13 protein-coding genes are annotated in these 13905 nt (G+C 71.6%); 5 read left to right on the plus strand and 8 right to left on the minus strand.

The window, feature by feature from the left end:
* Positions 1–39 precede the first annotated feature (39 nt).
* On the plus strand, positions 40–1155 hold the full coding sequence (locus ACGFZQ_RS28280; RefSeq protein ID WP_393842676.1) for an acyl-CoA dehydrogenase family protein: 1116 nt from the start codon (positions 40–42) through the stop codon (positions 1153–1155).
* Between the two features lie 174 nt (positions 1156–1329).
* Here the strand turns inward: ACGFZQ_RS28280 and ACGFZQ_RS28285 are convergent, their stop codons facing one another.
* The 8 genes from ACGFZQ_RS28285 to ACGFZQ_RS28320 form a co-directional block, all read right to left on the minus strand.
* Positions 1330–2319 (minus strand): VOC family protein, encoded by a 990-nt coding sequence (locus ACGFZQ_RS28285; protein ID WP_393842677.1) that lies wholly within the window; start codon positions 2317–2319, stop codon positions 1330–1332.
* Positions 2316–3155, minus strand: a complete 840-nt coding sequence (locus tag ACGFZQ_RS28290; protein WP_393842678.1) for an enoyl-CoA hydratase-related protein — start codon at positions 3153–3155, stop codon at positions 2316–2318. The genes ACGFZQ_RS28285 and ACGFZQ_RS28290 overlap by 4 nt, the downstream gene beginning before the upstream one ends.
* Positions 3156–3291: 136 nt before the next feature.
* Positions 3292–4281, minus strand: a complete 990-nt coding sequence (locus tag ACGFZQ_RS28295) for an acyl-CoA dehydrogenase family protein (RefSeq protein WP_393842679.1) — start codon at positions 4279–4281, stop codon at positions 3292–3294.
* Positions 4281–5420, minus strand: coding sequence for an acyl-CoA dehydrogenase family protein (locus tag ACGFZQ_RS28300; protein WP_393842680.1), 1140 nt, complete (start codon positions 5418–5420; stop codon positions 4281–4283). The genes ACGFZQ_RS28295 and ACGFZQ_RS28300 overlap by 1 nt, the downstream gene beginning before the upstream one ends.
* A complete protein-coding gene (locus tag ACGFZQ_RS28305) occupies positions 5420–6604 on the minus strand; it encodes an acetyl-CoA hydrolase/transferase C-terminal domain-containing protein (RefSeq protein WP_393842681.1) in 1185 nt (394 codons plus the stop codon). Before ACGFZQ_RS28305 ends, ACGFZQ_RS28300 begins: the two co-directional genes overlap by 1 nt.
* A gap of 36 nt (positions 6605–6640) precedes the next feature.
* Positions 6641–7801, minus strand: coding sequence for an acetyl-CoA acetyltransferase (locus ACGFZQ_RS28310; protein ID WP_393842682.1), 1161 nt, complete (start codon positions 7799–7801; stop codon positions 6641–6643).
* Complete coding sequence (locus ACGFZQ_RS28315) at positions 7798–9006, minus strand: OB-fold domain-containing protein (protein WP_393842683.1); 1209 nt, start codon at positions 9004–9006, stop codon at positions 7798–7800. The genes ACGFZQ_RS28310 and ACGFZQ_RS28315 overlap by 4 nt, the downstream gene beginning before the upstream one ends.
* 71 nt (positions 9007–9077) lie before the next feature.
* Complete coding sequence (locus ACGFZQ_RS28320) at positions 9078–9980, minus strand: SDR family NAD(P)-dependent oxidoreductase (RefSeq protein ID WP_393842799.1); 903 nt, start codon at positions 9978–9980, stop codon at positions 9078–9080.
* 170 nt (positions 9981–10150) lie between these two features.
* On the opposite strand from ACGFZQ_RS28320, the gene ACGFZQ_RS28325 reads away from it, so the two are divergent.
* Genes ACGFZQ_RS28325 through ACGFZQ_RS28340 form a run of 4 tightly spaced genes read left to right on the plus strand, consistent with a single transcriptional unit; the run spans position 10151 to position 13878 of the window.
* Positions 10151–11728, plus strand: coding sequence for a class I adenylate-forming enzyme family protein (locus tag ACGFZQ_RS28325; RefSeq protein WP_393842684.1), 1578 nt, complete (start codon positions 10151–10153; stop codon positions 11726–11728).
* Positions 11721–12218: a MaoC family dehydratase N-terminal domain-containing protein gene (locus tag ACGFZQ_RS28330; protein WP_393842685.1), complete on the plus strand. Its 498-nt coding sequence runs from the start codon at positions 11721–11723 to the stop codon at positions 12216–12218. The genes ACGFZQ_RS28325 and ACGFZQ_RS28330 overlap by 8 nt, the downstream gene beginning before the upstream one ends.
* A 37-nt stretch (positions 12219–12255) precedes the next feature.
* Positions 12256–13053 (plus strand): enoyl-CoA hydratase-related protein, encoded by a 798-nt coding sequence (locus tag ACGFZQ_RS28335; RefSeq protein ID WP_393842686.1) that lies wholly within the window; start codon positions 12256–12258, stop codon positions 13051–13053.
* A gap of 54 nt (positions 13054–13107) precedes the next feature.
* The gene (locus tag ACGFZQ_RS28340) at positions 13108–13878 is read left to right on the plus strand and encodes an enoyl-CoA hydratase/isomerase family protein (protein ID WP_393842687.1); all 771 of its coding nucleotides are present in this window, start codon (positions 13108–13110) and stop codon (positions 13876–13878) included.
* Positions 13879–13905 lie beyond the last annotated feature (27 nt).

Consider the following 13905-nt stretch of genomic DNA (forward strand, 5'->3'; position numbering starts at 1 on the left):
CCGAGTGGCCGGGACAACCACTCTTCTATGGGAGGCCTGATGGACTTCGCATTCAGCGACGAGCAGGAGGAGTTGCGTGACACCGTCCGTTCCTTCCTCGGACGCCGGTCCACGCCGGCCGACGTGCGGCGGCTGATGGCGGACGCACGTGGCTACGACGAGGAGACCTGGCGCCTGATGGCCGGGCAGCTCGGGCTCCAGGGACTCGCACTGCCGGAGGAGTACGGCGGTAGCGGCTTCGGCCTGGTCGAACTGGGTGTGGTCATGGAGGAGATGGGACGCGCGCTGCTGTGCGGGCCCTTTCTCTCCTCGGCGGTGCTGGCCGCTCAAGCGGTGCTGGCCAGTGCCGACCGGCAGGCATGCAAGGACCTGCTGCCAGGTATCGCCTCGGGTGAGACCGTGGCCACCCTCGCCGTCACCGAGCAGTCCGGGCACTGGACAGCGGACGGGATCGCGCTGAGCGCAGAGCACACGGCAGGCGAGTGGCGGCTCACGGGCCGCAAGTACTACGTGCCCGACGGCCACGTGGCGGACCTCGTCCTGGTCGCCGCCCGGACCGCCCAGGGGGTGAGCCTCTTTGCCGTCGACGCAAACGCCCCGGGGCTGACCCGGGAAGCGCTTCCGACGCTCGACCTGACCCGTAAACAGGCCATGCTCGACTTCCAGGTGGTGCCGGCGCGGCTGCTGGGTGCGGACGGGGCCGCTTGGCCGGCCTTGCGGCGCGCGTTGGACATCGCCGTCATCGCCCTGGCCGTCGAGCAGGTGGGCGGGGCCTTCGCGGCGCTCGACATGGCGGTGGACTACGCCAAGACCCGGGTGCAGTTCGGCCGGGTCATCGGCTCCTTCCAGGCGGTCAAGCACCAGTGCGCCGACATGCTGGTCGCGGCCGAGTCCGCGCGCGCGACCGCGCACCATGCGCTCTGGGCCGCCGCCACCGATGCGCCTGACCTGCGGGTCGTCGCGAGTGGGGCGAAGGCCTACTGCTCCGAGGCGTTCACACGGTGCGCCGAGGCGAATGTGCAGATCCACGGCGGCATCGGCTTCACCTGGGAACACTCCGCCCATCTCTATCTCAAGCGGGCCAAGAGCGCCGAGATCTTTCTCGGCGCCCCGCGAGAACACCGCGAACTCCTGGCGCAGGCAGCGGGTTTCTGACCGAGTCGAGGCGGCGGTGCAAGCGCTGACGATCGACCTCGCCCTGTTGAGGCCGCCGTACGACGTGGTGAGAACCGAGCGCCTCTGCCATGAGGGAAGACCACGACGCTGAGGATCGGACTGGCCGGCTGGTCAGTCCGATCCCCAGCGTCGCTGTCCCGTTTGCCCGGTGCGTCAGCCGCGTTCGGCCAGCGCGGACGCGGGCCGCTCGACCAGTTCGACGACCACGCCGTCGGGGTCCCTCAGGAAAAGCACCGTCAAACCACCCAGCTTCGTGCCCACAAGCGGGATCCACAGCGGCTCACCGCGTTGCCCGTCCGGCAGCTGGCTCAGGGCGACGTGTGCCGCCGTCACATCCGCCGAGGCCAGCGCGATGCGGTAGAGGCCTTGGGTGTTGGCCTGGTCGGGCACAGTGCCGAAAGCGGCGGGCCGGTGCCATTGGACGAGTTCGAGGGTGAAGGTCGGATCCTGCCGGAGCCCGATCGAGGCGGTGGACACCTCGACCTCTCCGGTCGGCACGGCCTCGACGCCGCGCAGTCGTCGGCGGGCGGGCGGCGCGACCGTGGTGAAACCGAGTCCCGCGTACCACTCCAGAGAACGCTGGATGTCGGTGCAGTTGATACGGAGGTGCGACAGCCGAGGCCGGGCAGGGGCCGTCACGCCCCGGGCGGCTTCCACGAGCTCCACGGTGACGCCGTCGAGGTCGGTGACTCGCAGCCCCCTGGGCTGCTGTCCACGGACCGGCAGCGTACCCGGGCCCATCGGCCCCGGGTGGGCCAAGTACGTGAGCCGGTCCTCGCACGCCGAGACGTCCGGCACCTGGAAGCCCATGGCGGACAGGCCGAGCTGCCAGGGTTGGGGCGCCGGCCTGCGCCGCACCGGGGGGGAGTCCCACTGCACCAGTTCCACGGCGGCCGCGACGCGTGGTCCGCGCGCGTCGTACAGGAACCAGGTGTCGGTGTCCGTGGTGCCTTCGATCCCGAGCGCGGCACCGTCGGCCTGGGGATTGCGCGAGCGCATACGGCGGGTGAGACCCAGCACACCGGCGTAGAAGTCGTGCGCCGCGGCGACGCCGGTGGTGTTGAGGTTGCAGTGCAGGATGCCGTGTGCGAGGCCGGGACGCGAGAGGGAGGTCGTGGACGAGGACACGGGTGTGGTGGTCATGCTGGGGTCCCTCCTGTCTGGGGGGCCGCGGAAGGGGCGGCACCCTCGGGGGCCTGGGGCAGGGGAGCGAACGCGGGCGCTCGCCGCTCGACGAAACTGGCCACGCCCTCGCGGAAGTCCTCCTGCCCGGCGAACTCCGCCATCGCGCTGACCGACCGGTCGAAGGCGGTGCCGAAATCGCTGTCCAGGTCGGCGTTCACCTGGTGCCGGATCATCGCCATCGCGCGCGGCGAGCAGTTGCGTGCCAGGTCGCGGGCGTAGGCCTGGGCGGCAGGCAGCAGCTGCGCGGGTTCCTCGACGCGGCTCACGACACCGAGCCGCAACGCCTCGTCGGCGTCGAAGGTTCGGCCCGACAACAGCAGGTCGAGTGCGTTCTCGGCGCCGATCGAGCGGGGGAGCAGCCAGGAAATACCCCGCTCGGCGGGCAGCCCGCGCCGGGCGAAGGAGGTCGCGAAGCGTGCCCCGCGGGCGGCGAAGCGGATGTCGCACAGCAGCGCCTGGATCAGGCCGACGCCCGCGCACCCACCGTTGATCGCGGCGATCATCGGCTTGGGAATGCCGCGCGGGTGGTGGTGCGGTCTGCGGTCGGCCAGGTCCAGCGGCGTGTCGGCGAGGGATTCGAGCCGCTGCATGTCCACGCCAGGGCAGAAGGAGGCGCCTGCTCCGGTCACCACGACGGCGCGCACGCCGCTGTCGGCGGCGGCGTCGTCCAGGGCGGCGAAATAGCGGTTCTCGAGTGCGGGGGTCCAGCTGTTGCGGCGTTCGGGCCGGTTGAGGGTGAGCGTGAGCACGCCGTCGTCGTCGAGGTCCCACAGCACCAGATCGTCGTCGTTCACCCTGCCTCCCCTGGCCGTGCTCCACTTCGCGTCCGCTGCGGAAGGGCGCCCGCTCCGTTCGCCACCGGAGTCCGTCCCGGGGCACCCCCGCCCCACTGCGCGGCCCCCCGCCCCGCGCCGCGGCTCAGCGGCCCGTTCACGACGCCTCCGTTCCGACCAGCACAGCGGCCCGGGGAACGTCTCCGCTCGCGGCGATGGCGGCACCGATACCGCGCTGCAGGGCACGCCATTCGCCGTACAGGCAGTCGAGAGAACGGCCCCGGCGGACGTACCGGTGGAACTCGTGCTCCCAGGTGAAGCCGATCGCGCCCAGGACCTGGTGGCCGCCGCGGACCGCCTCCGCGTGCGCGCGGGCGGAGACGGCGCACGCCAGGTCCGCGGAGACGGCGTCCTGTTCGCGCCACGCGGCGCCGACCGCGGAGCGGCCGGCCTCGACGACCACCGCGACCGAGGCGAGCAGATGCTTGACGGCCTGGAAGGAGCCGATGGGCTGCCCGAACTGCGTGCGGACCCGCGCGTGTTCGACGGGGAGGACGAGCATCCGCGACGCCATTCCGAGCAGCTCGTGGGCCTTCGCCCGCCGGGCGGCGGTCAGTGCGCGGCGCCAGCCGTCGGCGCCGGACGCCCCGGGTTCCAGCGCGGCGCGCGGAATGCGGCCGGTCACCCGTGACCAGCCGAGCGTCGCGTCGAGGCCGCGTACCGGGGTGACGGTCAGACCGGTGGTGGCGGCGTCCAGTGAGGCCCACGCCACCGCCGTCCCGTCCGCGACGGGCAGCACATAACGGCTGGGTGCGCCTGCCCGGTCCAGCAGCATGCCGTCGACCTCGACCAGGTCGCCGGCGACCGGACGGCCCACCGCGCCCGTCTCCCCGACGGGGTGCAGGACGGCCGTGCCGGTGTCGGTTTCGCCGCCGTACAGCACGGCCAGCACCACCTCGTCGAGCGCGTCGCCCGTGCCGCGTGTTTCTCCCAGGCTCTCGAACAGCGCGGCCACGGCCACCTCGGGCTCCTCGGCAAGGAGTTCCGGCCAGCCGAGGTCGCGCAGGCGGTCGCGGGACACCAACGGGTCTTCGGCCACCACCCGGTGGACCGTTGCCCGCAGTTCCGCGGCGATGCCGTCGGACATCATGCCCCCTTCGGTAGACCGAGCACCCGCTCGGCGACGATCGTGCGCTGGATCTCGGCCGCGCCGCCGTAGACGCTAGCGGCTCGCGAGAAGAACCACTGCTCGCGATCCGTCACCGAGTCGGTGTCGTCGCCGAGTACGAACCGCTCCCCGGCGAGGTCGACCACCGCGTCAAGGACGCTCTGCTCGGTGGTGGACAGCAGCAGTTTGTCGATGGAGATCTCAGGCCCTGGAGTCTCACCCGCGGCGAGCCGCCGCACGGTGCGCCCGCACCGCACCCGCAGCGCGGTCAGGTCGGCGTACGCGGCACCGATGGCGTCGGCGTGGGCGGACGCCCGGGCCGGTCCTGCCCGCCGGACGGCCTCCTGCAGCTTGTGGTAGAGGAACCCCTGGCGCTGCCATGCGTACATGCCCCGCTCCCACTGGAGCAGCGACATCGCGATCTTCCAGCCCTGCCCCGGCTCCCCGATGATCCGGTCGGCGGGCACGCGTACGTCGTCGAAGAAGATCTCCGCGAAGTGGTTGCGGCCGGTGCTGGCCATCGTCGGACGCACGGTCACACCCGGCGCGTCCAGATCGACCAGGAACATCGCCATCCCGCGGTGACCGGGCTCGCCGGTGCGCAACAGCACCACCGTCCGCGACGCACACGGGCCCATGCTGCTCCACAGCTTCTGGCCGTTGACGACCCAGCCGCCGTCGACCGGCTCGGCCCTGGTGCGGATCGCGGCCATGTCGCTGCCGGCCTCGGGCTCGGAGAACGCCTGGCACCAGATCTCGTCGCCGCGTACGCACGGTCCCCAGTACCGCCGGGCCAGGTGCGGTGCGAAGGTGTGGAGGGCGGGGCCGAGGGTCTCCAGCGTCAGCATCGCCTCGGGGGCGCGTACTCCGGACGACCACAGCGTGTCGTAGACGACGCCGCGCAACACCGCGGAGCCGCCGAGTCCTCCGACCTCCTCGGGCCAGCCCCAACGGGTCCAGCCCGCGTCCCACAGCGCCTGTTGCGCGGGACGCTCGAACTCGACCAGGTCTTCCAGGGACTCCGGCTCGGGTTCGCGCAGCGGTTTCAGTTCCGCCGCGTGGGCGCACCAGGCCGCCAGGTCGCGGGCCAGTTGCGACGGTGGCGGGATGCTCCCCATCACTCACCTCCGGTCGTGGTTGCGGTCGCCGGGGCGGCGGACCAGGCGTTGGTCAGTGCCGTGCGGCGCTGGGCGCGGTCGAGGCCGCGCAGATCCATCACGTCGTTCTCCGTGACGACGATGTCGATGTCGTGCGACGGAGTGCTGACCGGCGCGGCGAGGGCATCGACGAGGGTCGGGTGCCCGGCGTGTCGCGTGGGCAGGGCCAGCACGCTCAGGCCGCCCGGGGCGAGGGCGGCCGCGAACATGTAGTCCGGCTGTCCGCCGATCCCGGCGACCACCGAACCCCGGACGGACTCGACGTTGACCTGCCCGGCGGGGTCGATCTGCAGGGCCGTGTTGACCGCCACCAGCGGCGGGGCGGCCACGAGGCGGGCGGGGTCGTGGGTGAACTCCACCGGATGCAGCAGCGGCTGCCCGTCGGCCCAGGCGTACAGCTCCTCGCTGCCGGCCAGGTAGGGCGCGACCGGCGTACCGAGCAGCAGGCCACGTCGCTCCAGCTGCATGACCGCGTCGGTGATGATCCCGGTGTCGATGCGGACCGGCCTGCGCAGGGCTCGCAGCAGCGCGGTGCCGATCCCGCCGGGGCCGAACTGCAGCCGCGCCCCCGCGGGGATCAGCGCGGCGACCCGCTCGGCGATGGCAAGCTGCACGTCCGACGGCTCTGGCCAGGGGACCCGGCCGGGGGCGCCGGGCGCGACGTCGAGCGGGACGACGCGCTCCGCCGGCAGTGGCGGCCCGGCGTCGCAGCACGGACTCTTCTCCTGTACGACGCCGGCCACCGTCGCCCCGGCGTCGACCGCCGCCCGCATCCACGACACTTCGGTGGTGAAGCGGTAACTGCCGCCGACGACCGGTGCCACGGGCGCGATCAGCAGGTCGGGACGGACGATGTCGTGCAGCAGCGCCGGTACGGTGCCCAGCCGTGCGGGAACGTAACGTATGGCCCCCGAGTCGATCGCCTTGCGCAGGCCGTAGCCGCCCATGACGGCGCGGACGTCGCCGAACGCCTCCGGATCGAGCCCGTCCGGGGCGATCGGGCACCAGCCGAGGAACAGCCGCACACCACCGACCCGCGCGGCGGCCGCCGTGAGTTCGGTGAGCACCGTGCCCCGGGGCATTCCGACGCCGTCCGCGAGCGCGACCGTGGAGCCGGGCCTCACCAGTTTCGCCAGCGGCGTCACGGGCGGCCGCCTTCCCCACCGCTACGTGCCATGGCCTCACCCATGGTCGACGCCGAGGATGGTGACCGCGGAGACGGCGGTCGGTCCGCCGATGTTGTGGGCAAGACCGACGCGCGCGCCGTCCACCTGGTTGGCGGCCTCGCCGCGCAACTGCTCGAACAGTTCCACGCACTGGGCCACACCGGTGGCGCCCGGCGGATGCCCCTTGGCTTTGAGCCCTCCGCTCGGGTTGACCGGTATCGGGCCACCCACGCTGGTGGCTTCGGCCTCGACCAGCTTGTAGGCGCCGAGACGGTCGGCGAAGCCGAGGTCCTCGTAGCTGATCATCTCGACCCCGGTGAAGCAGTCGTGGACCTCTGCCACGTCGATGTCCGCGGGGGTGAGTCCGGCCATGCCGAACGCCTGCCGGGCCGCGCGCACCGTTGCCGGGAAGGTGGTCATGTCCTTCTTGTGCTGGTGCATCACCCGGTCCAGGCCAAGACCCACACCGCGAACCCACACCGGCCGGTCGGTGTAGCGATCGGCCACCTCCTCGCCCACCACAAGGAGTGCGGCGGCGCCGTCGCTCTGCGGTGTGCAGTCGTACAGGCCGAAGGGATCCACGACCATGGGGGCGTCCAGCGCCTGCTCCACGGTGATCTCGAAGCGTAGCTGCGCCTTGGGGTTGTTCACCGCGTGCCGGTGGTTCTTCACGGCCACCATGGCCATGTGCTCGCGGGTGGCCGGCGACTCGTGCAGGTACCGGGCGACGTGCAGGGCGAAGTTCGCGGGCGCGATCAGGCCCAGCGGGTAGTCCCAGGCCATGTCCCGGGTCATGCCCGCCCATTCCCAGAACGTCGACCGGGCGGAGGACTCGCGGACCTTGTCCCCGCCGACCACCAAAGCCACGTCGACGTAACCGGACGCCACCGCGAACGTGGCGTTGCGCAGTGCGTCGTTGCCGGTCGCGCAGGCGTTCTCGACCCGGGTCACCGGTACGTCGTCCAGTCCGCAGGCATCCGCGAGGATGCCCGAGGGGAAGCCGTCCGTGGTGCTCAGTTCACCGAACCAGGCGGCCTGGATGTCCGAGCGGTCGAAACCCTTGTCCACCGAGCGCTCGCACTCGGTGACCGCCATCGGCAGCAGGTCCTTGATGCCGAGGCCGAAGTGCTCGGCGAACGGGGTCATCCCCGCGCCCACCAGTGCGACCCTCCTCATCGGGCCACCTCCGCACGGTCCGACGGGCCATCCGGCCAGAAGGCGTACCCGTAGTCGGGCACGCCCGCCCGCACCGCGACGCGGCGCAGGGTCATCCGCCCGGTGTCACCGATGGACACCGAACCCGCCTCCGCGGCCGTGGTCTTGGCCAGCACGCGTACGTCCGAGCCGTCCAGCTGGACCACGGCGAGGCTGTACGGCGTCGGCAGTCCGGGAACCGGTGTGCGCACGGTGACCGCGGTGTACACCTCTGCCCGGCGCGGCAGGGGAACCGATTCCCAACGGGATTCGGCGCCGCACTCCCGGCAGCGGTACCGCGGGGGATGGGCGAGGGTTCCGCAGCCCTCGCAACGGGCGGCCTCCCAGCGCACCTTCGGCTCGAAGGCTCGCTCGTAGGCCGCGAGCGAGATGGGGATCTCCGGCCCCGGAGCGGCCTTCGAGACCGGGAGCGGACGTGCCTCGGGCTCCAGCCGCTGTACCGAGGCGGTCGCGTTCGAGGCCGCCTCGACCATCGACGCCGTGACCGTCGCTTCCTCCACGGCGACGAGGACGCCCGGCGCCTTCCGCTCGGCCAGCGCGGCGAGCGCGAAGAACGTCGCGCTCGAACCGAGGCTGGGCAGCCGCGGCGGCTCGCCCTCACACAGCGCGCGGCCCTGCCCGTACGGCACACCGGCGACCGCGGCGGGCCTGCCTTCCGGGAGGGTCCGCTCCAGGGATGCCTTCAGGCCCCGTTCGCGCAGCAGGCGGGGGTCGCCGTACCGGTACGTGATGCCGTCCGCGGAGCGGGCCTGGACGGGCAGGCTCCGTGAGATCCGGCCCACCGGCCGCAGATGGAGTCCACTGGTCGACACGACCACGGCGCCGGCGCCGGCCGGGTCCAGGTCGGCGCCGACCACGAGCGTCTGTGGTCGCGCGGACAGGACGGCGTCCAGTGCGGCAGGTGCCCCGCCGACCCGCTCGACCACCTCGACGTCCGCAGGCAGGCCGAGGCCCGCAAGCAGCGCCGCGCCGTTGCCGCCTTCGAGCAACGGCAGGTCGCGGGTCACCAGGACCACGCGCTCCACCGAGCCGTGCCCGGCCTTCTCCAGCGCGGCACGCCCGGCTTCGACCGCCATGGTGACGGCGTCCTCATCACTGCCGGGCACGCGCCGGCCGGAGTCCTCCCAGGGCGGGAGGTAGGTGCTGATGGTGCTGATCTGCGTCATCACCGGGACCTTTCCATCACGTTCCATCACGTTCCATCACGTCGCTCCACGTCGATGTCGCGGTACGGGATTCAGCGGCGGGTAAGCGACGGGATGCCGCCGGGGGTCACGCCGAACACGGTGCGCAGCCCGGCGTCGATCTCCTCGGCGGACAGGCGCCCACCGCCGGCTGAGGAGTGGCTGCCGAGCAGGGTCCAGGACTGGGTGCGGTGCACCGTCCCGCCGTCGACACGCAGGACGGCGCCGGTCAGCCAGTCCGACGCCTCCGAGACGAGCCACGCGACGACAGGTGAGGAGTTCTCCGGGGCCATCGGGTCCCAGTCGGCAGGCGGGGTGTATTCGGTCAGCGCGGAGCCGGCGGTCATCCGGGTGAAGGCCACGGGGGAGACGGCGTTGGCGGTGACTCCGTAGCGGCCCATCTCCATGCCGGTGATCATGGTGAGGTTGGCGATGCCGGCCTTGGCCGCGCCGTATGCGGCCTGGCCGACCTGTCCGGCCAGCCCCGTACCCGACGTGGTGTTGACGATGCGTCCGGAGACCTCGCTGCCCGCCTTGACGACCGCGCGCCAGTGCGCGCACGCGTGGTGGGTCAGGGCGAAGGTGCCCTTGAGGTGGACGGCCAGGACTTGGTCGAGATCCGCCTCCTGCATCGTGGTGATCATCCCGTCGCGCAGGATCCCGGCGTTGTTGACGACACCGTCCAGGTGGCCGAACTCCTCCACCACCCGCTCGATGAGCCGCCCGATCCCGTCCCAGTCGGTCACTGACGTCGAGTCCGGGATCGCGGTCCCGCCGAGCTTCCTGATCTCCGTCACGACCTCCTCGGCAGGCGACTCACCGACGGTGTCCCCGTGCAGCCCGACCCCGAGATCGTTGACGACCACGGTGGCGCCGTGGCTCGCGAGTTCCAGGCAGTGTGCGCGCCCGATCCCCCGGCCGCCGCCCGTCACGACGACCACACGCCCGTCCAGCATCCCTGCCACCGCGAACCTCCATGTCCACAACCGAAAGCAGCTTATTGAGATTAATGTTTAAGCTACTTCTCGTCCAGCCCTGGCGTCCGTCTCGTCCCGCAGTCGCGGCTGTCTGTACATGAAGTGCAATCAGGTAGATGATCGTGTGCATTCGATTGGAGGTCCGGCCCATGCTTCGGCGCGCGCCACTGCACTACCCCGACCGCCCGCTGACCCACTTCCTGCGGGACGCCGCGGACCGCCACCCCGAGTGGGTGGCGCTGGACCACGGTGCCCACACACTCACGTTTCGGGAGCTCGACGGCCTGAGCAACTCCTTCGCGCGCGCCTGCACCGGCTTCGGGCTCGAGGCCGGCCGGCGCGCCGCCGTGGTCATGCACAACCGCCTTGAGTGGCTGCCTGCCTCGTACGGCTTCCTGGACACCGGCGCCTCCGTCGCACTGCCGAACCCCTCGTGGACCGAACACGAGATGGCGTACGCCCTGTCGCTGACCCGTCCACGGCTGGTCGTCGCCGACGCCGCGGCCGCGGTGACCGTGGAGCGCTCCGGCTACCGACCCGAGGTGCGGATCTGCGTGGACGCGGATGCGCCGGAGGGCTGGCTGTCCTTCTGGGACCTGGTACACAACCATCCCGGGACGCGCCTTCCCGAGCTTGCCGGGGATCTGGCCACGCTGGAGTCCTTCCTGGTCTTCAGCTCGGGCACCACCGGAATGCCCAAGGCCGTCCGGCACAGCCACCGCTCCCTCACGGCTGCCAGCATCGCCTGGAAGGCCTCGTGCGTGCTGACCGAGAAGGACCGGCTGCAGTTCTTCCTGCCGCTGGGCAGCGTGTACGGGATCAGCACCAGCACGGCGGCGATAGCCGCGGGCGCCCGCACCACACTCTTCCCGCGCTTCGACCTGCACACCGTGCTGCGGCACATCGAACGCGAGCGGGTCACCGTCGGGTTCGGCGCCGCCCCGGTGGCGGTGGCCATGGCAGGCGAACCCGACCTGGAGAAGTACGACCTGTCCTCGCTGCGCTACTTCGTCTGGGCGGCCACCGCGGGACTGACGGAAGTGGCCGACCAGATCACCGCCCGCTCCGGCGTGCGTTTCCTGCACGCCTACGGATGCAGCGAATCGCCGGACATGTTCTGCAACGTGGTCGCCCGGCCGGAGACCTGGCGGATGGACTCACCCGGCATCGCGGCCCCGGACCTGTCGCTGCGCATCGTCCGCTCCGGCACCGAGGAGGACGTGCAGCCGGGGGAGGAGGGCGAGATCACGGTCAACGCGCCGTACCGCATGCTCGGTTACCTGCCGGAGGAGGCCAACGAGGGGATCTTCCTCTCCGACGGCCACTACCGTACGGGCGACGTCGGACGGCTTGAGGACGGCGGCTGGCTGCGGATCACCGGCCGCACCAAGGAGATGATCAAGGTGTCCGGCTTCGCCGTGGCGCCGGTCGAGATCGAGAACATCCTCTACCAGGTCAGCGGCGTCGCGGACTGCGCCGTCTACCGCGTCCCCGATCCGCGTACCGGAGAGGCCCCTTGGGCCGCGGTCGTCCGTACGCCGGGCAGCGAGATCGGCGAGCAGGAGCTGCTCGACGCGGTCGCCCGGAGCCTGGCCCGCTACAAGCACCTCAAGGGCGTGCGCTTCGTCGACGCCATCCCTCGGAACCCGGCGGGCAAGGTGCTGCGGCGCCTGCTGGAGGATGCCGCGGCAGACGGCACCCCTGAACAGGAGACCAGCAATGCCTGAGGCACCTGACGCACCGTTTCTGCACCACGGCCGGTTCTTCGAGGACATCGAGCCCGGCCTGCGCTTCCGTACCAGCGCCCGCACCGTCAGCGAAACCGACCTGGTGATGTTCGTCGGCCTGGCCGGCCTGACCGAGAACCTGTTCCTGGACGCCCGGGTCGGCAGCGCCGGCGACGGAGCGCGCGGACGGCTGGTGCCCGGCGCGCTGACCTTCGCCCTGGCCGAGGGGCTCGTCTTCCAGACCAACGCCATCCAGCGCACGGGCCTGGCTTTCCTGGGCATGGAACTGGCCGCACGCGGTCCGGTGTACGTCGGGGACACCCTCTACGTGGTGGTCGAGATCGAGAAGACCCGGCTGACCAGCAAGGGCGACCGGGGTGTGGTGACCGAGCGGAACCAGGTGGTCAACCAGCTCGGCGAGGTGGTCCTCGAGTACTCGCCCTCGCGGATGATCCGCGGCCGGGCCGCCGCGACGGGCGAGGACGAGTGACCGGGACACCTGGCCGTCAAGTGAGGAGCGAAACCCCGTGAAGCTGGAACACCTCTCGGTCGAGCACGACGGGCCGGTCGCGGTCGTCACGCTCGACAAGCCCCCCGTCAACGCGCTGGACGACCGGACGTACGCCGAACTCACCCACGTCTTCGGCACCATCGCCGATGACCGGAGCACCCGTGCCGTGGTGCTGGCCGCCGCCGGCCGGGTCTTCTGCGCGGGCGCGGACGTCCGTGCCTCGGAGCGGCGGCTGGGCGCGGAAGGGATCTCCACGGAGCGGCCGCCTGCCCAGCAGATCGACCCGGGGCTCGCCCCCCGCGAGTGCTTCCGCGCCATCCGCCACTGCCCGGTGCCGGTGGTCGCCGCCGTCGGCGGCGCGGCGATCGGTGCGGGGCTGGCCATGATCAGCCAGTGCGACGTGATCGTCGCCTCCACGCTTGCCCGGTTCGGGATGACCGAGATCAAGGTGGGCGTCCTCGGCGGGTACGCGCACCTCCAGCGGCTGGTCGGCCCGTACAAGGCGCGGAAGATGTACCTCACCGGTGAACTCGTCGGTGCCGAGGAGCTGTACCGGCTCGGGTCCGTGGAGTGCGTCACCGAGCCGGCGGACCTGCTGGGCGAGGCACGGCGGCTCGCGGCCGAGTTCGCCGAGAAGAGCCCGATCGCGGTCCGCCTGGCCAAGGACGTGATCCTGCGGACCGAAGACCTTCCGGTGGAGCAGGCCTACCCCGTCGAACAGGACTACACCGCGCGCCTGTCCCGGTTCGAGGACGCGAAGGAAGCGCGCCGGGCCTTCCTGGAGAAGCGCGATCCGGTGTTCCGCTGGTCGTAGCGCGCACGCCCCGCCGACCAGGCACCCCATTCCACACCATCAGAAGAGGGCCACATGACCTACGACCTTCCCCCGGAGCTGCTCGTCGAGTCCGACGACGCCGTGCGCATCGTGACGTTCAACAACCCCGGCCAGCTCAACGCCTTCAGCGACCCGCTGCATGACGCGATGATCGACGTCTGGTCCCAGCTGGCGAAGGATCCCGAGTGCCGCGCCGTGGTGCTGACCGGTGCCGGACGGGCCTTCAGCGCGGGCGGCAACATCCCCGGTTTCATCCGCGACTTCGAGGACCCGGAGCACCGGCGGGCCTCGCTGCGTGCGGCGCGGCGGCTGGTGGACGAGATGCTCGCCTTCCACATCCCGGTGATCGCGGCGGTGAACGGTCCGGCCGTCGGACTCGGCTGCAGCGTCGCCACGCTCTGCGACATCGTGCTGATGGCGGACGGTGCGTATCTGGCCGACACGCACGTCAGCATCGGGCTGGTCGCGGGCGACGGCGGGGCCATGTCGTGGCCGCTGATGACCAGCATCCTCAAGGCCAAGGAGTACCTGTTCACGGGCGACCGTATCCCCGCGGAGCAGGCCGTCGCCCTCGGCCTGGCGAACCGGGTCGTGCCCGGGGACACGCTCCTGGCGGAGGCCAGGGCGCTGGCCCACCGCATCGCCGCGCAGCCCCCGCAGGCCGTGCAGGAGACCAAGCGCGCGGTGAACCTGCACCTTCAGCAGGCCGCGAACCTGGTGCTGCCGTACGCGCTGGCCGCGGAGGGCGAGTCGTTCGGCACCGACGACATCCGCAAGACGATCGAGAAGTTCCGCTCACGCTGACACGGCTGGATGACAAGGCTCTGCCCC

Origin of the sequence: Streptomyces sp. NPDC048254, from assembly GCF_043201895.1 — a bacterium.
In the GTDB taxonomy this organism is placed as follows: domain Bacteria; phylum Actinomycetota; class Actinomycetes; order Streptomycetales; family Streptomycetaceae; genus Streptomyces.